This window comes from Paenarthrobacter nitroguajacolicus, from assembly GCF_051027655.1.
GTDB classification, from domain to species: Bacteria; Actinomycetota; Actinomycetes; order Actinomycetales; family Micrococcaceae; genus Arthrobacter; species Arthrobacter nitroguajacolicus.
Genome location: NZ_CP073234.1, coordinates 1442944 through 1466581 on the forward strand (window position 1 = coordinate 1442944; position 23638 = coordinate 1466581).

The 23638-nt window shown below is 63.7% G+C and carries 16 protein-coding genes; 11 read left to right on the plus strand and 5 right to left on the minus strand.

The window, feature by feature from the left end; genetic code table 11:
- Positions 1-6: 6 nt before the first annotated feature.
- The 9 genes from glmU to sufU all read left to right on the plus strand — a co-directional run bounded on the left by glmU (position 7) and on the right by sufU (position 14538).
- A complete protein-coding gene (glmU, locus tag KCX59_RS07160; RefSeq protein ID WP_179019179.1) occupies positions 7-1506 on the plus strand; it encodes a bifunctional UDP-N-acetylglucosamine diphosphorylase/glucosamine-1-phosphate N-acetyltransferase GlmU in 1500 nt (499 codons plus the stop codon).
- On the plus strand, positions 1503-2483 hold the full coding sequence (locus KCX59_RS07165; protein ID WP_011774071.1) for a ribose-phosphate diphosphokinase: 981 nt from the start codon (positions 1503-1505) through the stop codon (positions 2481-2483). The genes glmU and KCX59_RS07165 overlap by 4 nt, the downstream gene beginning before the upstream one ends.
- Before the next feature lie 319 nt (positions 2484-2802).
- Positions 2803-3378: a 50S ribosomal protein L25/general stress protein Ctc gene (locus tag KCX59_RS07170; RefSeq protein WP_091466180.1), complete on the plus strand. Its 576-nt coding sequence runs from the start codon at positions 2803-2805 to the stop codon at positions 3376-3378.
- 119 nt (positions 3379-3497) lie between these two features.
- On the plus strand, positions 3498-4082 hold the full coding sequence (pth, locus tag KCX59_RS07175) for an aminoacyl-tRNA hydrolase (protein WP_178997939.1): 585 nt from the start codon (positions 3498-3500) through the stop codon (positions 4080-4082).
- 141 nt (positions 4083-4223) lie between these two features.
- Positions 4224-6956: a helix-turn-helix transcriptional regulator gene (locus KCX59_RS07180; RefSeq protein WP_256871580.1), complete on the plus strand. Its 2733-nt coding sequence runs from the start codon at positions 4224-4226 to the stop codon at positions 6954-6956.
- 41 nt (positions 6957-6997) lie between these two features.
- On the plus strand, positions 6998-9655 hold the full coding sequence (locus KCX59_RS07185; RefSeq protein WP_179019175.1) for an AAA family ATPase: 2658 nt from the start codon (positions 6998-7000) through the stop codon (positions 9653-9655).
- 472 nt (positions 9656-10127) lie between these two features.
- Positions 10128-12611 (plus strand): ATP-binding protein, encoded by a 2484-nt coding sequence (locus KCX59_RS07190; RefSeq protein ID WP_179019173.1) that lies wholly within the window; start codon positions 10128-10130, stop codon positions 12609-12611.
- A 79-nt stretch (positions 12612-12690) separates the two neighbouring features.
- Positions 12691-14016: a cysteine desulfurase gene (locus KCX59_RS07195; RefSeq protein WP_178997948.1), complete on the plus strand. Its 1326-nt coding sequence runs from the start codon at positions 12691-12693 to the stop codon at positions 14014-14016.
- Positions 14017-14085: 69 nt separating this feature from the next.
- On the plus strand, positions 14086-14538 hold the full coding sequence (gene sufU, locus KCX59_RS07200; protein ID WP_091466188.1) for a Fe-S cluster assembly sulfur transfer protein SufU: 453 nt from the start codon (positions 14086-14088) through the stop codon (positions 14536-14538).
- Positions 14539-14554: 16 nt separating this feature from the next.
- Here the strand turns inward: sufU and nhaA are convergent, their stop codons facing one another.
- The 4 genes from nhaA to KCX59_RS07220 all read right to left on the minus strand — a co-directional run bounded on the left by nhaA (position 14555) and on the right by KCX59_RS07220 (position 18342).
- On the minus strand, positions 14555-15889 hold the full coding sequence (gene nhaA / locus KCX59_RS07205; protein ID WP_179019171.1) for a Na+/H+ antiporter NhaA: 1335 nt from the start codon (positions 15887-15889) through the stop codon (positions 14555-14557).
- 158 nt (positions 15890-16047) lie between these two features.
- Positions 16048-16269, minus strand: a complete 222-nt coding sequence (locus KCX59_RS07210) for an SCO4848 family membrane protein (RefSeq protein ID WP_089594213.1) — start codon at positions 16267-16269, stop codon at positions 16048-16050.
- 1 nt (position 16270) lies between these two features.
- Positions 16271-16768 (minus strand): DUF2505 domain-containing protein, encoded by a 498-nt coding sequence (locus KCX59_RS07215; protein ID WP_054808943.1) that lies wholly within the window; start codon positions 16766-16768, stop codon positions 16271-16273.
- Positions 16769-16815: 47 nt separating this feature from the next.
- Entirely contained in the window at positions 16816-18342 is a 1527-nt protein-coding gene (locus KCX59_RS07220) for an SDR family oxidoreductase (RefSeq protein ID WP_179019169.1), read from the minus strand.
- Positions 18343-18451: 109 nt separating this feature from the next.
- Here KCX59_RS07220 and mfd point away from each other — a divergent pair, with 109 nt between their 5' ends.
- Both mfd and KCX59_RS07230 read left to right on the plus strand, forming a co-directional pair.
- Positions 18452-22084 (plus strand): transcription-repair coupling factor, encoded by a 3633-nt coding sequence (gene mfd, locus KCX59_RS07225; RefSeq protein ID WP_178997954.1) that lies wholly within the window; start codon positions 18452-18454, stop codon positions 22082-22084.
- A 4-nt stretch (positions 22085-22088) separates the two neighbouring features.
- Positions 22089-22898, plus strand: a complete 810-nt coding sequence (locus tag KCX59_RS07230; protein ID WP_179019167.1) for a metal-dependent hydrolase — start codon at positions 22089-22091, stop codon at positions 22896-22898.
- 12 nt (positions 22899-22910) lie between these two features.
- Here the strand turns inward: KCX59_RS07230 and KCX59_RS07235 are convergent, their stop codons facing one another.
- Positions 22911-23630: a right-handed parallel beta-helix repeat-containing protein gene (locus KCX59_RS07235; RefSeq protein WP_179019166.1), complete on the minus strand. Its 720-nt coding sequence runs from the start codon at positions 23628-23630 to the stop codon at positions 22911-22913.
- Positions 23631-23638: the final 8 nt, after the last annotated feature.

Sequence of the window (23638 nt, forward strand, 5' to 3'; positions counted from 1 at the left end):
CAGTACGTGAGCCCCGAAACCACCGGTCCCGCAGCGGTGATCGTTTTGGCCGCAGGTGCCGGAACGCGCATGAAGTCGCGGACTCCCAAGATCCTCCACGAAATCGGCGGCCGCTCCATGGTGGGCCATGCTCTCCTCGCCGCACGTGCCATCCACCCGTTGAAGCTGGCCCTGGTTGTCCGCCACGCGCGTGACCGCGTAGCAGAGCACGTTACCGGGCTGGATCCGGAAGCACTCATTGTTGACCAGGACGACGTTCCTGGCACTGGCCGCGCAGTGGAAGTGGCACTCAACGCGCTGGATGCCGACGCCGAACTTTCCGGCACCGTGGTGGTCACCTACGGCGACGTCCCGCTGCTGACCGGTCAACTGCTCGGTGAACTTGTGGCAACGCACGAGGCTGAGGGCAACGCCGTCACGGTCCTCACCGCGGTGCTGGACGATGCAACCGGCTACGGCCGGATCCTGCGCGCCGAAGATGGCACCGTCACCGGTATTCGTGAGCACAAGGATGCCAGCCAAACCGAGCGCACCATCCGCGAGGTCAACTCCGGTATCTACGCCTTCGACGCCGCCGTTTTGCGCACCGCACTTGCGAAGGTCACCACGGACAATGCCCAGGGCGAGATGTACCTGACCGACGTCCTCGGGTTGGCCCGTGACGCAGGCGGCCGGGTAGCTGCCGTCGTGACTGAGGACCGCTGGCAGGTTGAAGGTGCCAACGACCGCATCCAGCTGTCCGCGCTTGGTGCAGAGCACAACCGCCGCATCATCGAGTCCTGGATGCGTGCAGGCGTGACCGTGGTGGATCCCGCCACCACCTGGATCGATTCCACCGTTACGCTTGATGAAGACGTCCGGTTGCTGCCCAACACCCAACTTCACGGTTCCACTACGGTGGCGCGCGACGCCGTCGTTGGTCCTGACACAACCTTGACGGACGTCAACGTTGGCGAAGGCGCAAAGGTGATCCGTACGCACGGTTCGGGTTCCACCATCGGTGCCAAGGCAAGTGTCGGACCGTTCACGTACCTCCGCCCCGGCACGGTCCTGGGCGAGACCGGCAAGATCGGCGCGTTCTACGAAACCAAGAACGTGACAATCGGCCGCGGTTCCAAACTGTCCCACCTGGGCTACGCCGGTGATGCTGAGATCGGCGAAGACACCAACATCGGTTGCGGCAACATCACGGCCAACTACGACGGCGAGAAGAAGCACCGCACGGTGATCGGCTCGGGCGTCCGCACAGGTTCAAACACGGTCTTCGTGGCACCTGTGACAGTTGGCGACGGCGCTTACAGTGGCGCCGGCGCGGTCATCCGTAAGGATGTTCCCGCGGGAGCCCTCGCGCTCAGCCTGGCCGCACAGCGGAACGCCGAAGGCTGGGTAGCGGCCAACCGGCCGGGCACCGCCTCCGCGAAGCTGGCCGAAGCCGCGCAGGAGCCGGCGTCCGCATCCACATCTTCACAATCCCCGGCAACCATAGAAGAAGGCAAACAGGCATGAGCGAAATTACCGCACACGGCGAGAAGAAACTGATTCTCGCCGCCGGAAGGGCGCATCCGGAGCTGGCGCAGGAAATCGCGAAGGAGCTGGAGACCGAGCTCCTGCCCATCGACGCCTACGACTTCGCCAACGGGGAAATCTACGTCCGTTCGGCCGAGAGCGTGCGAGGCACTGATGCCTTCGTCATCCAGGCCCACCCGGCTCCGCTGAACAACTGGCTCATGGAGCAGTTGATCATGATTGACTCGCTCAAGCGCGCCTCTGCCAAGAGGATCACGGTTGTTTCCCCGTTCTACCCGTACTCCCGCCAGGACAAGAAGGGCCGCGGCCGCGAGCCCATTTCCGCCCGACTGGTTGCCGACCTTTACAAGACCGCCGGCGCGGACCGCATCATGTCCGTTGACCTGCACACCTCGCAGATCCAGGGCTTCTTCGACGGTCCTGTGGACCACCTGATGGCAATCCCGCTGCTGGCCGACTACATCCGCACCAAGGTGGAAGCGGACAACATCACGGTTGTTTCGCCTGACACAGGCCGCGTCCGGGTAGCCGAGCAGTGGGCTGAGCGCCTGGGCGGTGCCCCGCTCGCGTTCGTTCACAAGAGCCGCGACCTCACCGTCCCCAACCAGGCAGTCTCCAAGACTGTTGTTGGCCAGGTTGAAGGCCGCACCTGCGTCCTCATCGACGACATGATCGACACTGGCGGAACCATTTCCGGCGCCGTCCAGGTCCTGAAGAACGCCGGCGCCAAGGACGTCATCATTGCCTGCACGCACGCGGTCTTCTCAGATCCCGCCGCGCAGCGCCTCGCTGATTCCGGTGCCCGCGAAGTCGTGGTCACCAACACGCTGCCCATCCCGGCAGAGAAGCGCTTCCCGTCGCTGACGGTGTTGTCGATCGCACCTTTGATTGCCCGCGCCATCCGTGAAGTGTTCGACGACGGTTCGGTCACCAGCCTGTTCGACGGCAAAGCATAGCGCCGGACTGCTGAATTTGAGCGGGCCATCCGCCGCCTTCGGGCGTGCGGGTGGCCCGTTTTCATTGCCCGTTTTCAGAAAGGGCGCGAACCGCTGCTAAACTCTTGGGGATACCTTGGCGAGGGAGAGCACACCCGGTCCGCATTTGTGGACCAGGGTTGCGGGTCTCCGTTATCGACTGGGTCTGCATCTCCTTCAACACAGGCGGAACGGCTGCTCGGCGGCCGATCTCAGCCGGGCGTAGAAGGTCTCCAGACCTCCGCCCTTGCTGATAGACCAGCCCGGACTTCCCGGGTGCCACAGTAATCAAGGAGTACACATGTCTGAGCAGAAGCTCACCGCAGAACTGCGCACCGAATTCGGCAAGGGTTTCGCCCGCCGTGCACGCATGGCCGGCCAGATCCCGGCGGTCATCTACGGTCACGGCGCAGAGCCCATCCACATCAACCTGCCGGGCCGCGCCACCACGCTGGCAGTTCGCGTTTCCAACGCCCTGCTTGCAATCGACGTCGACGGCGAGCAGCACCTTACGCTCGTCAAGGACATCCAGCGCGATCCCGTTAAGCAGATCATCGAGCACGTTGACCTCCAGACCGTGAAGGCCGGCGAGAAGGTTACCGTCGACATCGCCATCCACGTTTCCGGTGAAGTTGCTCCGGGTGCTGTCGCCAGCCTCGAAGCCACCACGGTTTCCCTCGAAGCTGAAGCAACCCACGTTCCCACCGCTGTCGAGGTCAACATCGACGGCCTCAAGGCCGGCGAGAGCATCCACGCTTCCGACCTGGTCCTGCCGAAGGGTTCCATCCTGCTCACCGAAGGCGACACCCTGGTGGTCCGCATCGCTGAAGCCGCTGGTGCTGAAGAAGAAGAGAGCACGGAAGCTGCCGCTGAGTAGTCTTCTGACTGCTTGAGGCTTACGCCGTTGAGTGGCCGGGCACCCTTGGGGTCCCGGCCACTTCTTCTTTGCCACCCACCATCCCTGCTGATCAACCGAACCCTCCCTAGGATGAGACCATGACTGACACCTGGCTGATTGTCGGCCTCGGCAACCCCGGCAGCGAGTACAGCAACAACCGGCACAATGTTGGCCAGATGGTGCTGGACGAATTGGCTTCCCGCATGGGTGGGAAGTTCAAGGTCCACAAGGCTCGCGCCCAGGTGGTGGAGGGCCGGCTGGGTATTGGAGGTCCACGTGTGGTGCTGGCGAAGCCCATGACGTACATGAACGTCTCAGGCGGACCCGTAGCTGGGCTGTGCAACTTTTTCGACATCGCACCGGACCATGTCATAGCCGTCCACGACGAGATCGACATCCCTTTTAACACAGTCAAGCTAAAAATAGGCGGCGGTGAGGGCGGGCACAACGGTCTGCGGGACATCTCCAAAGCACTTGCCACCAAGGACTACCTGCGTGTCCGTGTAGGGGTGGGCCGACCGCCGGGCCGCATGGAGACGGCCGACTACGTCCTCCGGGATTTCGCCACCGCGGAGAAGAAGGAAGTGCCGTTCCTCGTGGACGAAGCGGCTGACGCAGTGGAGCTGCTCATGGACCAGGGCCTGCTCGCCGCGCAACAGAAGCACCACCCCGCCAAAGCTTGAGCAAATCTTGAGGAAAGCCTGAGGAAAGCCTGACGGTCCCGAGGACCTTAAGGCCTACAAACTGTGGGCCCCCGGCGGTAGTGTGCATCTTACGCAAGTAAGCGGTGGGGGACTGTCGCGGATGTGTAGCTAAGGATGCGGATGTCGGCGGAGTTGCTAAACAGGAGCGGGGGAGGCGCAGCGAGAGCTGCGGCTCCCGATCTTGTGGGCGGCCCAGCAGACCGTCAAACATGGTCACTGTTGGCCCGGAGCCACGATTTATCCAAGGCGGGCAAACACCTCGAATCGCCCGACTCCTACGGAGTGGTCCTAACCGGGGAACGGGGAATCGGTAAATCAGGCCTGGCAAGGGCAGTAGTGTCCTCTCTTGGCCCCAAAGTCCACAGCCTCCAGCTGCGCAACACAGTAGCAAGCGGCCAAACCCCTTATGGATGCCTTGGTTTCCTGCTGGCCCGGTTGCCTTCGGGTGCCGTGGGCTCGCCTACCGGCATCCTGCATGCGGTCACGAACCTGATCAGGACAGAAGCCGCGGGCCGCGAAACTGTCTTCATCGTGGACAACGCCGGCGGCATGGATCCCATGAGCACAGGCGTTCTGTTGAACCTGATGGCTACCGGCACCGCGAAGGTTATCGCCACCGTCCAACGCGCCAGCGACCTTCCAGCTGATTTCCATCGCCTGGTCCTGGAAGGAACGCTGGGTGAGGTGCATCTGAATACCCTCAGCGAGGAACAGACCAAGCAGGTCCTGGGTTCGGTCCTGGGGCATTATGTCTCTTCAACATTGGTAGGTTCACTGCACTCCGCCGTGGGTGGTAACCCCATGCTCCTGCATGCGCTTCTCGAGGAGCAGCGGCATACTGGCAACCTCGTTCTCAATGACTCCGTCTGGACTCTCCGTGACCGAATCAAACTTGAGGGCGCCACGGTTGTGGAGGACTTTGTCCGCTCCAGACTGGCGCGCGAAGCGCAAGCCAGCAGGACCGTCGTCGAAATCCTGGCTTGTGCGCAGCGCGCAACACTGTTGGATCTGGCCGACATTTTCGGCACCGACGTTCTGGTGGAGATGGAAGAGTCAGCCCTGCTGACCATTGAAAAGGACGGCGACCACTGGGTTTCGCTCCGGGACCCGTACGTGGGCGAGGTAGTGCGCGGTTGGTTGAGTACCCGCCGCATGCGTGAGCTGCGGTTGATGCTGCACGGTCCCAAGGAGCCAGAACTCCAAGCCTTGGCACCGCAGGACCTCCTCAGCTATGCGGCATGGATGCATGCCTCCGAGGACGAGCCCGCGCCGTCACCCGCGCACGCACTTGCGGCCGGGCGGGCCGCGTTGGATGACTATGACCCCAACTTCGCCATTCAGTGCACGCTGTCACTGGACCCGAAGGACAGCGAATGGGTGCCCGGGCAGCGGCTCAAAGCTGCGGCCTACCTGTTGCTGGACCTGCCGTTGCACGCGGCCCAGGCACTGGATGAGGTGTCCGACTCCCACATCGAGGCTTTGGAGCCATTGGAGTTCGCTGAAGTCATCGCAGCAAAATGCCAGGCGATGACATGGATCGACGGTCGGTCAGCAATGGTGCCTGGGGTTATCGCCGCCGGCCTGGAGACGCTCGAAGCCAAGGCCGGGGATTACCCGGCACAGGCGATGACGGCGGCGCGCAACCGGCTCCGGCTCTGCGGCTACGAGTACCAAACATACATGGGTGAGTACGCCGCCATGATTGACGCCTTGGAGGAGGAACAGACCAAGGATCCCTCGGAGGACCGCGAACACTGGCTGAAGTCATCCTTCTTCCTGATCGAGGCCCGCTGCATGCTTGGCAGGGAGTTGGATGCACAACAGCTTGCGCGAACCGTTTCACGGCACTTGGGGGACACGGACCGCCCCGCACAGCTGGAGGAATCTTTCGCGAGGCACGCGTTCCTGGTCCTGTTGTTGTCCGGGCAATGGCGGAAGTGCATCGAACTCATGCGCCGCACACCCTCAGGGTCCTCACGCCTTCAATACCGGGGTGCGCTCACTGAACTGGGCGTTGGGCTTGCGTTCGCTTATGCCGGCAAGCCCGCCAGCGCAATCGAACCCCTGCGCTCGGCCGTTGCGCAACTGGAGCTCCGGCCCAGCATGAACATGAACAAGGTTGCCTATGCAGCCACCGCTTTTGCCTACGCTCAACTGGGCAACTCCGTGGAGGCAGGCCGATACCTGGACCTCTATAGGACCTGCAGGGGAGTGGGGACGTATTTCTCCGAATCCGTCGCTGAGTTCTGTGCGGAGCTGGCCGGGCGGTGGATGGGTGACCCTGATGTGAAGCAGCGGCTCTTGGCCCGGGTGCGTACAGACATCGAGCAGCAGCGCTTCACCACGGCCGGCATCTACCTTTTTGGCGCCACCGTGGAAGGGACAGACGAGGAATACCGGTTGCTGGAGGATATTGCCGGCCGCCGCCAAGGGCCCTTGGCCAAGATTTCCGGCGATCTTGCGCGTGGCGCCCTGACCAAGAGCTCCCGCTCATTGCTGGCGGCCGCTGATGCTGCAGCATCCCTTGACCTGTTGGTGGTGGAAGCCCGGTGCGTGGCCATGGCACTTGATTACGCCAGGGACGCCGGGGAAACAACAGCGGCCCGAACGGCGCAGCTGAGGCTTGAACGGCTGGAACATTCGGTCCCGGCATTGCCGATCCAGCCACGCAGCGACGCGCCGGTGTTAACCGAACGGGAACGCCAGATTGCTAAACTCGCGGGAAAGGGTGTTAGCAACCGTGAAATCGCGATGGATATTGGGGTGTCTGTGCGAACTGTAGAAGGTCATCTGTACCAGGTGTTCACTAAGCTCGGCGTATCGTCTCGGGGCGAGCTCAATGGACTGCTGTGAGGCTAGCGGCGAAACTTCCGTAGACACGGTGTGGGTTGCCCATGCAGGCTGAGCACCTTGTGGGGCGGGACGCCGAATTGGAACTGGCCATGGAAATTCTGCGTCAGGAAGGCGCCGGGGCCGTGCTCCTGGTTGCGGATCCCGGCATCGGAAAGACCGCCCTGGCAGCCGAAATCGCAGCGCGCCTGGCCGGGGAAATGGTGGTGATGCGGGTTCATGGGAGTCCCGCTTTGTCCGCCGTGCCCTACGGCGTCCTTGCCCCGTACTTGCTGGACCTTCCGGTTGAGCAAGCGACGTCGCCCGTGGCGATCCTGCGTGAGTTCTGGTCCCAGTTCGAGAAACGGCGTGGCGGCGAAGGAGCGCGCCTGCTGTTGATCGTGGACGACGCACACGACCTCGATGAAGGCAGTACGCAGATTCTCGCCGAGCTGGTCACTGCGGGATGGGCGCGGCTCGTAGCTACCAGCAGGCCCAGGCCGGGTTTGCCCGCGGCCCTGCTCCAACTCTGGTACGACGGACTGGCAGAACGGCTGGAGCTCCACCCGCTGGACAAGCAAACGGTCACGGAGCTGGCAGAAAAGACGCTCGGCGGGACCGTCATGTCCAGCGCGGTTGAGGTCCTGCACTCAGCGTCCGAAGGCAACCCATTGCTGCTTCACTGCCTCCTTGAGGACTCAAAGTCTGAGGGAAACCTGGTACGCCGGAACGGAGTCTGGCTCCTGACCCGGGCACTCTCCGGCAGCGGGGAACGCCTGGCCGAGGTAGTCCGCAACAGGGTACTTCGGACCAGCGAAGCTGAAAGGGAGGCGATGTACATCATCGCCCTGTCCGAGCCCGTCCCTGCCGCTGTGCTGGATACGCAAGTGGGCAGGGACACTGTCCGGGCATTGATGGACAGCCGGCTTGTACTGTCCGCCAATGGAGCCGGCGGGCCCCTCAAAATGTGGCACCCCCTGTACGGTGAGGCGCTGCGCAAGATCGTTTCGCCTGCCCGCAGCCTCCAAATCCGCCAGCGCATGGAGCAGCAATTGCCCACGGAACCGTCCACAGAGGAGGGACTGCTGCGGATGGTGAGCTGGGCCCTGGACTGTGGCGCCGACGTCGATGATGAACGGCTGCTGCAGGCAGCATTCCTGGCCGCCAAGCTGCTTCAGAATCCCTTGGCGCTAGCTGCAGCGGGCAAAGTTCGGTCGGAGGCGCTGCGTCCGCGGGCGAGCGCGGTCATGGCCATGGTCCACTACAACGACGGCGACTACCGCAGTGCCGTCGGGTTGTTGGAGGAAGGCTCCGGGTTCCTGGACGCTGATCCGTCGCGACCTTTGGGCGCAGGCCTTCTGTGGGCTGCCGCGCGCATTGCCGCGGGCGATCCGTCAGCTGACATCGTGGCTGATGCGCGGACCGCTGCCAAAGCCCTGATTGGTGACCGGGAGATCTCGGACCCTGTTGTCCGGCAAGTCGAAAGGCACGTGCGGGCGCTGGAATTGGCAGTGCTCGCCAATGACGGCCGCTACGAGGAACTCCGTGAGGGCCTGGACGGGTTCGCGGAAGCGCTCGGGGATGATGGGCCTGACCTTGCCATGAACCGGATTTTCCTGCTGGCGATGCAGTGTGAGCTCCTGACAGTGGAGGGACAACCCGGGCAGGCTTTGGAGGCTGGCCGCGAAGCCTTGCTGCTGTTGGAAAACGATAATGACCTCCTGTACTTCAGCGACTTTGTGCTGCTGCGATACACCTTGGCCGCCTTGGAATCCGGAGATTGGGTAGCGGCCGCTACAGGCCTTGACCGCTACGCCGCCGGTTCGGCCATGGGACTCATCTATTTCGGTGGAGGCATCGAAGCGCTCAAAGGCATGTCACTGTTGCGCCAGGGCCGCCTGGAACAGGCAACGGAGCTGCTGACGCCCGCCGTCGAAGCGCTGCGGGTCAGGGACCCCCTGCAGTTGCGAGGCCTTGGAAACGCCTTGGCGTTCTATGCCGCAGCCAAGTCCGGCAACACACTGCTTGCCCGGCGCCTGGAAAGCGAGCAGCGAGCGGCAGCCGGCGCAGGCGCCTTTGTGGAAGCACTCGCGGAACTGTTCAGGCTTGCAGGCCAGGAACTTCTCAGTAAAGGCACAGGCCTGCAGAAATTGAGCCAACTTCCGGAATCCGGATATCTGCACCGGTTGCCCGGCATTTTGCTGCAGAACCTGGTCCTTAGGGCAGAGGTCGGGGACGTGCAGGCCATGGAGTCCATCCAGGAAACGGCGTCGCCGATGGACGGGGGCTGGGCAGCCGGCTGGCAATCCATGGCGGCGGCACAGTTGCGCGGTGACGGCCAAGGGTTCGTGAATGCGGGCAATCTTTTGGCTGCTTCCGGAATGCCCGGGCCCGCCGCGGTGGCCTTCGACAGGGCTGCTGTGACCTTCGACGCTGAAGGCAAACGGCCCGAGGCACGGCAAGCAGCTGTACTGCGCGATGTCAGCGAGGCCAGTCTGGGCGATGCCCTGGTTCATGAGCCGCACACCGAGGCGGACCGGTCCGTGCCATTGACCCGACGTGAGCAGGACATCGTGGCATTGGCCGTCTCAGGACTGACCGATCGCCAGATCGCCGAGAAGCTCATGGTGTCGGTCCGGACCGTGGAAGGTCATTTGTACCGGAGCTACGCCAAACTGGGCATCCGGCGGCGTGAAGATCTGGGTGCGGCCGTCCGTCACTGACGCGCGCTGCTGAGTACCCGCTTCAGGGCCTCCCTGCCCACCTACCCCCGGAATCCCGCGGGATTTACCAAATCAATGGAGTAATGCGCGGGTATTCCGTGTCCAAACCAAGTAGTGCCCTCTCCGGGGACTGAGTACAACAGAGTATGACGGCGCCAAATGCTGCCTACTTTTCGAGTACCAACTACTGATGTACGCGATGTTGCGCCCCGGCAATATTGATCTTGGAAGAACGGTTCAGCCCCAAGCATCACCGGGATTCCGAAAGTCGCATCACCCGCATCGGAGGTCTCTTGAGCCGATGCTCCGGCCGCCGCAAGGTGGTCCGGCCCTGTACGAAGCCGGCGGCGACAGAGTCTTCTGAGACCGAGACTCTCCCCCCAGCCGCCGCCGGCTTCTAGGCCAGGGACCCCGCGTATCGCGGCCCCCCAACCCCCTCCCGCATCATGGGACTGCTGCTATTGGAGTGTGCATGTTGCCGGACCCCTGGCTGGACGAAGACACCGTCACAGCAGGGCTGAGGCCATCAACACTCCCGGACAGGGCGCAGCTGCTCAACCTCATACTTTCCGCCGTTCCATCGGCTTCCACCAGTGGGATCGTGGTGGTGGGAGAGCGGGGCTCGGGAAAGAGCCACCTTTTGCTCTCCCTCAAAGAGGGGCTCCCCAAAACCGTGGATGTCCGCACCTTCACCGGAAAGCCTGAACTTAGGGCACTCCACTTCGGCGCATTGGGAGCCGTTTCCGCAGGCGAAGCGGAGGAGGCTGTAGCTCCGGGCCTCCACGTGCTGCGGGCCCTCACCAAAACTCTGGGACCAGCCGACTACTTGTACACACCCCCGCTTGGGCGACGCCGGAACAAGCGGCACGCTCAACCGACCCGGCCGCAGCTGGTCCTGTTGGTGGACGACATCCACTACATCGATCCAGCCTCCCTGGCGGTCCTGTTGCAACTCATCCCGGGCTTCGGCGCAACCTTGGTGGCCACGGCGGAAAGCCGCTACCCTCTCCCGCAGGACCTCTACCAGCTCTGGGAAGACGGCTTCCTGGAGCAGTACTTCCTGCCGCCCTTCAGCTTCAAAGAGGCTCACGCTCTGTGCGAGACAGTCTTGGGCGGACACGTCCAGCGACGAGCAAGCAGCCTCCTCGCTGTCATGAGCGGCTTCAACGTTGGATTGCTCTGCCTCGCGGTGCATGACGCCCGCCGCGCCGGGTTCCTGGTGCAGATGGACGGTTTCTGGACCATCGATGTCCGCGCGCACTGCGACTGGCCCAGCGTGGTTGAGCATGTCCGGGCGGAGAACGTTTCCCGCCCGCCGGAAGAACGCCAAGCGCTGGAACTCATCGCGCTGGCTGAGCCCGTGGCGTTGGAGGTAGTGGAGCGCCATTTCGGGCAGAAAGCCATGGAGCATCTCTTCACGAACCATGACATCAGGTTGTTGCCGGGCCGGCCCCTGCTGGTCCGCACGAGTTCCTGGCTGCGCGGGGAAGGAACCCGTTTGTCCGTGCCGCAGTCCAGGAGCCTGGCACTCCGGCTGGGTGTGGAGGAACCGGCGCTGACTGTGGAGACGGCCCCCGCCATGCTGCGATGGATGACATGGACCCTCGACTGCGGACTGAGCCTCTCCGACGAGCTTCTCTTGGCCGCCGCTCCCGCCGCTGACAGGCCGTCCACTGCCGAACTCGCCCGGAGGGTTGCTTCAGCAGTGACGGGCGCGGATCACGCAGACGAGGCCCGACTGCTCAGCACGCGGGCGCTGATCGCCGAGGGCCAGCTGGCGGAAGCAGCTCCGGAACTTCGGCGCTTGGCGGCCGCGGGTGGGTCCCTTGGAGTGAAGGTCGACGCCGCACATAGACTCATGGCCCTCGGATTGCTGGGTGCCGCGCCTGGTGCCTGGCCTCTCGAAGCGGAGCCTGCTGGGTTGGAGCATGTGGGGCAGGTGCCCGGCAGCCAGGGCTCCGGGGAACCAGCGGACCCTGCCGCCCTGATCGTGTGGAATGTGCAGGAAGCGGAGCGCTTGCTGCTGTCCGGTGCGGCGCCGGAAGCGCTGCAGGGGTCCTCTGCTGCGATGGGAGCCATCAGTGCTGACCCGGCGATGGAGATGTTCCTGCCGGGGACGATGCTTCGGCATGTCGTGAGTCTCCGGTACAACCTGGCCTGGGGACTGGTGGACCCGCTTTTGGACTGTCCCGCCGAGTACGCCATGCCTCTGCACCTTTCGGCATGCCTGGACGTCGCCCGCGGTTACGTCCAGCTCAGCCAGGGGCTTCCGCGCGCAGCCCGCGTCACCTTGGAGCCCGTCCTCGCTGAACTGCACGACGCCGGCCTGCCGCCGGTACTCGCCCTGGCGGCGGCCATGCTTGCCTACTGCGAGGCGTGGTGCGGGAACTCACTCCAGGCCATGGCACGGGTCCAGCAGGGCAAGGCTGCGCAGGAAACCGCTCGGAACACTGCGAGCCCTGATGGCCTCCTGCTACAGCTCAGCACCGTGTATATCGCGGCAGCGGAGGACCAAGCCTCCGGCACAGCAACTCATCTGTTGGCCTTGGCGGAAAGGTTGCGCTCACAGGGGAGCACTTTGATGGAGGCTGAGGTGTTGTCGCTCCTGACACTTAACGCGGGCAGTACCGCCGTCGATGATCTTGAGATCCTGCGCCGCCTGGGCGCTCTGGCCGCTACCCTCCACGGCGCGGGCGGTGCGGCGCTCGGGAGGTTCGCAGCGGCCTTGACGGAGAACGATCCCAAGGCCCTGGAGTCGGCTGGGCGGAGCTTGTCTGCAGACCGGCAGTTTGCCCACGCAGCACTTTGCTATTCGCGGGCGGCCAGCGGTTACGAGGCCAGGACGCGGGCTGCCGCGAGTCGTCGGGCCTCGGTGCTCGTCGAGCGGCTCCGGACTGCCTTCGACAGCGGGATGGTCCCACCACTGGGATGGGTGCCGGGACGGGCCGGCAGCTGACGTGCTGTACGGCACACCGCCGGGTAGGGGCCAGCGTGGGATAATGAGGAGTCCCTGAAGGATTTCCAAGGAGCGCCCCTTGACTGCCGTATCAACTCCCGCCTCACTGCAGCGGTCCATGCATGCCATGGACAACGCGGAGGTGTTGCGGATCCGGAACGATTTCCCGGTGCTGGATCAGCTGGTCAACGGCAAACCCTTGATCTACCTCGATTCCGGCGCTACGTCGCAGAACCCGCTCAGCGTCATCGAGGCCGAGCAGGAGTACTACGAACAACGCAACGCCGCCGTTCACCGCGGTGCACACCATCTTGCGGTGGAAGCCACCGAGGTCTTTGAGGACGCACGCCAGACCGTGGCGGACTTTATTGGCGCGCAGTACGAGGAAACCGTTTGGACCTCCAATGCCACGGAGGGACTCAACCTCATCAGCTACGCGCTATCCAACGCCGCCCTGTGGGCTGCCCAGGGGCGCGGTGGTTCCGGTCTGAAGGACCTGGCGATCGGTCCGGGCGACGAGATCGTCGTCACCGAAATGGAGCACCACGCCAACCTCATCCCCTGGCAGGAGCTGGCCTTCCGGACGGGTGCCACACTGAAATACATCCCCGTTACGGACGACGGGATGCTCCGGCTCGACGCAGCGGGCGACATCGTGGGGGAGCGGACCAAGCTCCTTGCCTTCACCCACGCATCGAACGTCCTGGGCACCATCAACCCGGTACCCGAACTGGTAGCCATGGCCCGACGTGTGGGTGCTTTGGTGGTCCTGGACGCTTGCCAGTCCGTTCCGCACATGGCCGTTGACGTCAAGGAACTGGACGTCGATTTCGCCGTTTTCTCCGGCCACAAAATGTTGGCCCCCACCGGCGTGGGCGTGCTGTACGGGAAGCAGGAACTGCTGGATGTCCTGCCGCCTTTCCTGACTGGCGGGTCCATGATTACCACGGTCACCATGGAACGGGCAGAGTACTTGCCTGCGCCCCAGCGGTTCGAGGCCGGAACCCAACGGATCTCCCAGGCTGTTGCGCTCGCAACTGCCGTGAACTATCTCACCGAGACGGGTATTGATCGCATCCACGCGTGGGAAGCGGAACTTGGCCAGCGTCTGGTAAAGGGGCTGGAGAGCATCGACGGCATTCGCGTGGTAGGTCCGGCGTCCGGCTCTGAACGAATCGGACTGGCAGCCTTCGACGTCGCCGGGGTCCACGCCCACGACGTCGGACAGTTCCTTGATGACCGCGGCATCGCCGTTCGCGTAGGCCACCACTGCGCCCAGCCGCTGCATCGCCGGCTCGGACTCACCGCAACCACCCGCGCTAGCACGTACCTCTACAACACCACGGATGACGTCGATGCTTTCCTCGACGCTGTTTCGGGTGTCCGGGCTTACTTCCAAGCCTGACACGCGGCACGGGCCTTCGGTCGCACAGCCGTCACCCAACGATTTCCCCTAGAAGAGGCAACAAGCATCATGAGTCTTGACCAGCTGTACCAGCAGATCATCCTGGACCATTCCAAGCAGCGGCACGGCAGCGGCCTGGCGGGAACGGACGCCCCGGACGGTACTTCCACCGGTCAGTCGCACCAGCTGAACCCCGTGTGCGGTGATGAGGTGACCTTGCGGCTTGCAGTTTCCGATGGAACCGTCCAGCAGATCAGCTGGGACGGCGCGGGCTGTTCCATCTCCATGGCCTCGGCCTCGGTGCTCAGCGAGCTGGGTGAGGGGATGTCCGTGGAGGAACTGCACTCCGTCATTGATAACTTCCGCGAGGTTCTGCGTTCCCGTGGGAAGGTCCAGGCGGACCCTGAGATTCTGGGCGATGCAGCTGCGTTCGAAGGGGTGGCCCGCTACGCCGCCCGCGTGAAATGCGCCATGATTTCCTGGGTTGCCGCCGAGGACGCGCTCAACCAAGCCACCGCGTAACAGCAGTACCTCTGCGTTAGGCGCGCGCAAAGACGTCAGGGACGCCGTCGCCGTCGTCGTCCCGTTCTTCATCTGCCTGGACCTGGCGGTAGCGCCGGTTGCGGGCTTTGAGCACGACGGCGGCCAGCAGCGCCGAGATCAGGGAACCTGCCAGGATGGCTACCTTGGCGTGATCGTTATGGGCAGAGCCGGCGCCGAAGCTCAACTCGCCGATCAGCAACGAGACAGTGAATCCGATGCCGGCCAGCAGTGCCAGCCCGAAGAGGTCGATCCAGGCGATGCTGGAATCCAGGCTTGCGCGGGTGGTTTTGGTGACCAGGAACGTGGTGCCGAAGACACCCACGGCCTTGCCTATCACCAACGCTGCCACGATGCCCAAGGCCACCGGATCCCGGAGGGCGGCCCCCATGCCGTCCAACCCTCCCAAGGCCACGCCTGCGGAGAAGAACGCGAAGACAGGCACGGCGAAGCCTGCGGAGAACGGGCGTAGTTTGTGTTCGAGGTGCTCGGCCAGGCCCTCGGCCGGTTCTCCCTTTTTGCCGCTGGCCAGGACCGGAACGGCGAAGCCCAACAGCACTCCGGCCACGGTGGCGTGAATGCCGGAGGCATGGACAAATCCCCACGTGGCCAGGGCGAGCGGCAGCAGGAGATACCAGCTGCGGATCCGTTTTTGGACAAGGAACGTGAAGAGCGCCAGTGGAATCAGGGCAGCCAAAAGCATGAGGGGCTGGAGCCCGGTGGAGTAGAAGAAGGCGATGATGCCGATAGCGATGAGGTCGTCCACCACTGCGAGGGTCAGCAGGAATGTCCGGAGCGCGGCGGGCAAATGTGTGTTGATGACGGCCAGCACTGCAAGGGCGAAAGCGATGTCCGTGGCGGTGGGGATCGCCCAGCCTTTGAGGGTTTCTCCGGCTGTTCCGAGGTTGAAGAGAACGTAGATCAGGGCTGGAACCACCACGCCGCCAACGGCAGCGGCTACCGGGACAACTGCCCGGGCAGGTTTGCGGAGTTCCCCGGCGACGAATTCGCGTTTGAGTTCGAGTCCCGCGAGGAAGAAGAACACCGCCAGCAAGCCATCCGAAGCCCAATGGCCCAAGCTCAGGTCAAGATGCCAGGGTTCGTAGCCGATCTTGACGTCGCGGAGTGCGAAATAGCCGTCTGCTGCAGGGGAGTTCGCCCAAATGAGGGCAACCACGGTGGCTGCCAGGAGGAGGGCGCCGCCAACTGTCTCCGTGCGGAGGATCGAGAGGATCCTGCGGTACTCGGGGTAGCTGGAGCGTGAGAATACTTTGCCGGTCTGGCTCGATGCACCGGGCTCGGGTGCCGCGGGCTGGTTCGATGGCTGGGGCACAGGGGCTCCTCAAAAGTGGGCGGGCATTTGCGGGTACTGCAAAAGAACCGCCGACCAGACTTCCCGGCACACCACTATCCATCTTACCCAACTGAGTAACAGATCCTGTCGTTCTGAGTGCTCAGAAGGACATGATCTGTTACTCAGTTGGGTGAAACTTAGGCGACCAGGCCCGCGATTCCGATGGCCGCCGTCGCGAGTCCGAGCACCATCGAGATGGTGACCAGCACAACGTGGACCGTGAGGAACTTGGTGGCCTTCCCGGCGGCGTCGCGGGCTCGCGGGTCCTTCATGACGCGCTTAAGGAACTGCGGCCACACCACCAAGGACCAGACACCGGCAACGATCAGGACGACCGCCAGGATTGCGGGGATCTCCACGCTAGTGGCTTTCGAGCCAGGCCTGCGCCTGCTGCGACTGAATGCCCAAAGCCTTGCCCACCATGGGCTCGGCAGCATCAGCGATCTTGCCACCGAGGAACGGAACCGAGGAGGTCACGTTGCCTTCGAGCTCGATCCGGGTGCTGCTGCCCTCGGCCACCAGGCGCTGGACCGCGGTGACATCAAGCGGAGCGCCGGAGATCTTCAGGGCAATCGTGCTGGACCGTGAACCGTCGGCAGCCGGGGCTTCCCACTTCTCGGTCTGGGTCACCTTGAGGGTTTCGCCAACGAACTTGCGGGCGATATCCGGCAGGCGCGTGGTGGGCAGCGTGCGAACCGTGGTGGTGGTGAAAGCGCCGGCAGTGTCGCCGTCAACGGTGAACGATTCCAAGGAGCCGCCCACGTATTCGCTGGTGTGACGCAGGAAATCTTCGTTGACGAAGACGGCAGCTACGCGGTCAACGCTGTGGGGCAGGGTGGTGGATGCACTCAGGGCCATGGGTCCTCCGTGGATGGTTGTGGTGAAGCTTTTTAGCTCCCAACATCCTACGGGGTCTGGGTGGACACGCTTGAACCGGCCTCCTGGAGGGTAGTGGCCGCGGCAGAAATGTTGCGGGCCATTGAGGGAAAAATGAACCCGTGGAAGGGGTACACGCCAAGCCAGTAGAGCCTTCCAGCCAGGCCGCGCGGGAAGAAGATGGCGCGTTGCTTATAGAGGCTGCCGTCACCATCGGGCTCCACTGCCAACTCCAGCCAGGCGCCGCCGGGAGCCCGCATCTCCGCGCGCAAGCGCAGCAGGTGCCCGCGGTCAATGGCCTCCACCCGCCACCAGTCCACCACTTCACCTGTGTTCAGGGTCTTCGGGTGCCGGCGACCCCTCAAGAGCCCTGCACCACCCTGCAACTTGTCCAGCCAACCCCGCACCCGCCAAGCCAGTGGAAGGGAGTACCAGCCGTTCTTGCCGCCGATGCCCTCAATGATGGTCCATACGTGCTCCGGCTTGGCCTCGCTGTGGAAGGTCCGTTCGTCAAGGAATACCTTGTAGCCGGCCCAGTCGGGGTCGCTCGGCAGGGGGTCGGCGTCAATGCCCGCGTTCGCCCACGTCGTCTCAACCTGTCCGTCCCGTTCCTTGCCCAGCGCCAAGGCGACGGCGCGCCGGTAAGGAGTCAGGCCGCCGTCGGGCTGTGGAATGTAATCGTCGACGTCGTGCTCCCGCGACACCGCGTCGTGTTGCAGGGACTGCACCAGGGGGAGGGACATGGACAACGGAATGGGAGTCACCAGGGCTACCCACAAACCCGCGAGCTTGGGAGCAGGCACCGGAAGCGCGACCACCAGCCGCCGGGGGAGCCCGCGCTCCACGGCGTACTCGTTCATCATGTCCTTATACTTCAGGACGTCCCTGGAACCGACGTCGAAGGAACGGTTCAGCTTTTCCGGGAGTGCGGCGGCGGCCACAAGGTAGTGGAGGACGTCGCGGACGGCGATGGCCTCCACACGGTTATTAACCCAGCTTGGCGCAGGCATGACCGGCAGGGTCTCAGCAAGGTGGCGGATCATCTCGAAAGACGCCGAACCCGAACCGATCACCACACCGGCCTGGAACACGATGGAGTCAACCGCAGACTCGAGGAACACCCGGCCCACGGTCTCGCGGGAGCGCATATGGATGGAAAGTTCCGCGTTTTCGGGGTGCAGGCCGCCGAGGTACACGATCCTGTCCACGCCCGCATCCGTGGCTGCACGCGCCACGAGCCTGGCCATCGCTTCTTCCTTGGCTTCAAATCCGCTGCCCGAGGCCATGGAGTGGACCAGATAGTAGAGGACGTCCACGCCGGTCAGGGCGGTCGCCAGGCTGCCGGCATCGGACAGGCTGTCCTGGATGATCTCAACCTGATCGTGCCAGGGAACATCGGCAATCTTCTGTGGTGTGCGGACCAGGACCTTGACCCTGTGACCGGCTTCGAGGAGCCGGGGGACCAACCGCCCGCCGATGTAGCCCGTGGCACCGGTGACCAGCACCGTCTTGGTGTCCTGCGGGGTATTGGAATGCGTAGCTTCCGAAGGCTGCAAAGGAACTCCTGTGGCTGGGGGTAGAGGTAGGCTGGAATGACCCGGCATTCATCTGAATTTCCGGGCATTTGTGTTGCCTGCCCTTGGACCCACCCTAGGAGTTTCTGCCATGAGCCTCAACGGTCTGCGCCGCGCACTGGCGGAGGACAAGACTTTTGCGCGCGTTCGTACGGAGGCACAGCGGTCCTTCAGCGACCGGAACGCCGACTACCAGATCAGCGCTCCCACTGGCATGCGTGCCGTGTTGCTCGCCGAAATGGCCGATGCGCTGACTGACGCTGCTGCCGATGGCGCCGGCGCTCCCGTGGTCCTCGCCGTCACCGCCACCGGCCGTGAAGCCGAGGACCTCACCGCGGCGCTCGCCTCCTACCTCCCCGCGGAGTCCGTGGCCACTTTCCCCAGCTGGGAGACCCTCCCGCATGAGCGGCTTTCGCCCCGCTCCGACACTGTGGGCCGCCGGCTCTCCGTCCTGCGCCGCCTGACACACCCTGAAAGCTCGACGGCGGCCCCCTTGCGCGTGGTGGTGGCCCCGGTCCGCGCCGTGGTCCAGCCTATTGTGGCCGGCTTGGGCGACCTGGTTCCGGTGACGCTACAGGTAGGGCAGGAGCGTTCGTTCACGGAAGTTGTCAGGGCCCTGTCCGACGCCGCGTATGCCCGCGTGGACATGGTGACCCACCGTGGTGAGTTCGCGGTCCGCGGCGGCATCCTTGACGTCTTTCCACCCACCGAGGACCATCCCATCCGCGTGGAATTCTTTGGTGACGAAGTGGACCAGATGCGCTGGTTCGCCGTGGCTGACCAGCGCTCGCTGTCCGCACCCGGAATCCACCACCCCACCGAACTGCACGCCCCGCCGTGCCGGGAAATCCTGATCACCGCGTCCGTCATGTCCCGTGCAGCCAAGCTCAAGGCAGACATGCCTGCCGCGGCAGACATGCTCGAGAAGATCGCCGGCGGAATCGCTGTTGAAGGCATGGAATCATTGGCACCTGTTTTGGTGGATGCCATGGTGCCGTTCGTGGATCAGCTCCCCGCTGGTTCGCTTTCCGTGGTCATCGAACCGGAGAAGGTGCGCACCCGCGCGCACGACCTCGCAGCGACCAACGAGGAGTTCCTGGAAGCTGCTTGGTCAACGGCGTCCGACGGCGGTGCGGCGCCCCTTGACCTGTCCTCCCAGGCATCCACCGATCTGCATGCCGCCAGTTTCCGTTCGCTCACCGACACCCGCTCGGCCGCCTTGGAACATGGCGTGTCCTGGTGGTCCATCACCTCACTCGCCTCGGATGAAGACTTGGTCCTGGACATCGATGTCCTCAACATGCGCGCCCGCGAACCTCGCGGCTATCAGGGTGACGTGGCCGAAATGCTGGAGTTCATTGGCTCCCGCGTCCGCGAGCAGTGGCGTGTGGTGGTGGTGACCGACGGTCCCGGTCCCGCCCAGCGCCTGGCCGAACTGTTCCATGACGCAGACATTCCTTGTTCCCGCGTGGAGTCCCTGGATAAGGAGCCCCAGCCGGGCATCATCGAGGTGACCACTGCCGCCGTCGGACGTGGTTTCGTCCTGGACGGACTGAAACTTGGCCTGCTGACTGAAGCCGATTTGCTGGGCCGTGCCACAGCGAGCTCCACCAAGGACATGCGGCGCATGCCGTCCAAGCGACGCAATGCCGTGGACCCGTTGCAGCTGCATGCGGGCGACTTCGTGGTGCACGAACAACACGGTATCGGCCGGTTCGTGGAGCTGATCCAGCGCAAGGTAACCGGAACGTCGTCGTCCGATGCCGGGCTGCGCGAGTATTTGGTGTTGGAGTACGCGCCGTCCAAGCGTGGCGCGCCGGGGGACCGGCTCTTCGTACCAACCGACCAACTGGACCAGGTGACGCGCTACGTGGGCGGAGACGCGCCGGCGCTGAGCAAGATGGGCGGCGCGGACTGGGCCAGCACCAAGTCCAAGGCACGCAGGGCCGTCAAGGAGATCGCCGGGGAGCTGATCCGGTTGTATTCCGCCCGCATGGCCTCCCGGGGTCACGCTTTCGCGCCCGACACCCCGTGGCAGCGTGAACTGGAGGAAGCGTTCCCCTATGTGGAGACGCCGGACCAGTTGACCACCATCAACGAGGTCAAAGCCGACATGGAGCGGGAGATCCCCATGGACCGGCTGGTCTCGGGCGACGTGGGCTACGGCAAAACCGAAATCGCCGTCCGCGCTGCCTTCAAAGCCGTCCAGGACGGCAAACAGGTGGCGGTTCTGGTGCCCACCACGCTCCTTGCGCAACAGCACTACGAAACGTTCACCGAGCGCTTCTCCGGCTTCCCCCTGCGAGTGAAGCCGCTGTCCCGGTTCCAAAGCGGCAAGGAAGCCAAGGAGACGGCTGAAGGCGTTAAGAGCGGCGCCGTGGACGTGGTGATCGGTACGCACCGGCTGCTGTCCAAGGACTTCGAGTTCAAAGACCTGGGCCTGGTGATCGTTGACGAGGAGCAGCGCTTCGGCGTGGAGCACAAGGAAGCGCTCAAAAAGATGCGCACCAACGTGGACGTGCTGGCCATGAGTGCCACGCCCATTCCGCGAACCCTGGAAATGTCACTGACCGGCATCCGCGAAACGTCCACCTTGGCTACGCCCCCGGAGGAACGCCACCCTGTGCTGACCTACGTGGGCCCGTACACGAACAAGCAGACGTCGGCCGCGATCCGACGCGAACTCATGCGCGAGGGACAGGTGTTCTTCGTTCACAACCGCGTCTCGTCCATCGAACGCATCGCTGCGCAGATCCGCGAGCTGGTCCCCGAAGCCCGGGTTGAAGTAGCTCACGGGCAAATGTCGGAGAGCCGCCTGGAGAAGATCATCGTGGACTTCTGGGAGAAGCGTTTCGACGTCCTTGTCTGCACCACCATCATCGAGACCGGTCTGGACATTTCCAACGCCAACACCCTGATTGTGGACGGGGCCGACAAGTATGGCCTTTCGCAGCTCCACCAGCTCCGCGGCCGTGTTGGCCGTGGCCGGGAACGTGCCTACGCCTACTTCCTCTACCCCTCGGAGAAACCGCTGGGCGAGGTGGCGTTGGAGCGACTCAAGGCCGTGGCGGCCCACAACGAGCTGGGCGCCGGCATGCAGCTGGCCATGAAGGATCTGGAAATCCGTGGTGCCGGCAACTTGCTGGGCGGTGAGCAGTCCGGCCATATCCAAGGTGTCGGCTTCGACCTCTACATCCGGCTCGTGGGCGAGGCTGTTGCGGAATACCGTGGCGAGGCCGAGGAGAAGGCCGCCGAGATGAAGATCGAGCTGCCAGTCAACGCCCACCTTCCCCACGACTACGTGCCCGGCGAACGGCTGCGCCTGGAAGCGTACCGGAAGCTGGCTTCAGCCATCACCTACGAGGCTATCGATGAAGTCCTGGCCGAACTCGTGGACCGCTACGGCGAACCGCCGCTGCCCGCCCAAAACCTCATCGCCGTGGCCCGCTTCCGGGTGGGTGCCCGCGAAGCCGGCCTGTCCGACGTCGCACTCCAGGGCAACTTCATCCGCTTCTCGCCGGCGCAACTGCCCGAGTCCAAAACCATGCGCCTGAACCGCATGTATCCGGGTTCCCAGGTTAAGCCAGCCTTGGATGCGGTGCTGATTCCCAAGCCCAAGACGGCCAGGATCGGCGGACGCGATCTTCAGGACGCAGAGATCCTGCAATGGGCCAATAACGTCATTGAAGCGATTTTCGCTGAAGTACCTGTAAAGGCTGGCTAACTGCATGATGGGAGGACATCACGCCGCGTCGGGAGCCGCGGCGTGGATTGCTATTGCCTCGACAGGCCCGTACGCCCTGAGTTGGTACCCGTTGGACTCCACCGGAATCCTGATCGGCGCCATGGCGACGGCGGGAACTGCTTTGGTGGTCGACTGGGACCACCGCCACAGCACCATCGCGAATTCGCTGCCGCCGCTGTCCAATGTGATTGCCGTGGGGATCGAAAAAGCCAGCGGAGGGCACCGCCAAGGGACACACTCGCTGTTGGGGGCTTCCGCGTTTGTGGTGCTCGCAGCCATGGCGGCCCAGTTCCAAATGGTGACGCCGGTAGGCAAACTCTCCATAGGAGCCGGGCTGCTGTGCATGTTCATGATCAACCTGGCGGCCAAGGCGTTGAACCTGTTTCCAAAGTCCGGCTGGATTACCAACTGGCTGTTCGCTTTGGTGATGGCCGGCCTGGTGACGTGGTTTGCGCCGGATCAATGGGGTTGGCTGCCGCTGTCCATGCTCACCGGGGTGGTGGTGCACATCGTGGGGGACATGATCACTGTCGGCGGGGTGCCGCTTCTCTGGCCCATCGTCATCAAACCACCGAAGTTCCTGAGAAAATCCATGATCCGGGGAATCTGGCGTCCCAATGGCGCTTTCTCCATCCCGTTGCTGGGGCGGGCCGGTTCCCGACGTGAATGGCTGGTCCTTATCCCTGTCAGCGGCTACGCCATGGTGGGCATGGGTGCCGCCGCCTGGACGTTGGCCCAACAGCATTGGCCCGGCGTTCTGGCGGCCTTGGGCGGCGTAGTGCAACTGCCCTGATGGGAGTCCAGGTCAGCAGTTCGTGCCGTTGTTGGCCACAATGTTTCCGGGTGCGTCCTCGATCATGATGGTGCCGGCCTGGCAGATTACGTTATTCGTCACAACGATGTTGCCCAGGTCGCCGTGGAAATTGAGCCACGGGCCTTGAAGATTGGAAAATTCGTTGTTTATGACCGCTACGTCGTGAACCGCCGCGGTGCCGCCGTCGTAGTATCCGATCTTGACGCCATCAGGAGAACCCCGGAAGCGGTTGCCATCCACGCTGATGTTGTAGATTTCATGCCCGCCAACGGCCAGCTGCAATCCCGAACCGTGGGATCCGCCCCGCACGTCATTGTTTCGGTAGGACACGTCATGGACTGACGCGCCGAGGGCTTGGGCCACGAGGCCGTCGTCTCCGTCAGCTCCCTGGCGCTGGTCAACGGTGTTGCCCTCCACCACCCCTCCATGGGAGTCGGTGATGTGGATGCCATCCAGCTGATCGTATCGGCCGCTGCTGGTCACCAGTGTGTTGTTATCACGGACGCAGAAATTGTTGCTGGCAACCACGGCGATGGAGTACGTGTAGGGATTCCGGGTGCTGACACTCTCCACCAAGGCGTTGCTGGAGTGGCGGACGTCCACTAAATACTCATGCAGGCGTCCTGGAAGGTTCCCATCCAGCTCCGCACCGTTTTGGTCTGCCGTGAGCTGTGAGATGGTGACGTTTTGTGCGCCGTTGGTGGTGATCAAGGGATGGC

Coding starts and splice junctions, on each gene's coding strand:
- mfd (WP_178997954.1), top strand. CDS start 18,452: ATGAGCCTCAACGGTCTGCGCCGCGCACTGGCGGAGGACAAGACTTTT.
- KCX59_RS07185 (WP_179019175.1), top strand. CDS start 6,998: ATGCAGGCTGAGCACCTTGTGGGGCGGGACGCCGAATTGGAACTGGCC.
- pth (WP_178997939.1), top strand. CDS start 3,498: ATGACTGACACCTGGCTGATTGTCGGCCTCGGCAACCCCGGCAGCGAG.
- KCX59_RS07170 (WP_091466180.1), top strand. CDS start 2,803: ATGTCTGAGCAGAAGCTCACCGCAGAACTGCGCACCGAATTCGGCAAG.
- KCX59_RS07190 (WP_179019173.1), top strand. CDS start 10,128: ATGTTGCCGGACCCCTGGCTGGACGAAGACACCGTCACAGCAGGGCTG.
- KCX59_RS07215 (WP_054808943.1), bottom strand. CDS start 16,768: ATGGCCCTGAGTGCATCCACCACCCTGCCCCACAGCGTTGACCGCGTA.
- KCX59_RS07230 (WP_179019167.1), top strand. CDS start 22,089: ATGATGGGAGGACATCACGCCGCGTCGGGAGCCGCGGCGTGGATTGCT.
- KCX59_RS07165 (WP_011774071.1), top strand. CDS start 1,503: ATGAGCGAAATTACCGCACACGGCGAGAAGAAACTGATTCTCGCCGCC.
- KCX59_RS07180 (WP_256871580.1), top strand. CDS start 4,224: ATGTCGGCGGAGTTGCTAAACAGGAGCGGGGGAGGCGCAGCGAGAGCT.
- sufU (WP_091466188.1), top strand. CDS start 14,086: ATGAGTCTTGACCAGCTGTACCAGCAGATCATCCTGGACCATTCCAAG.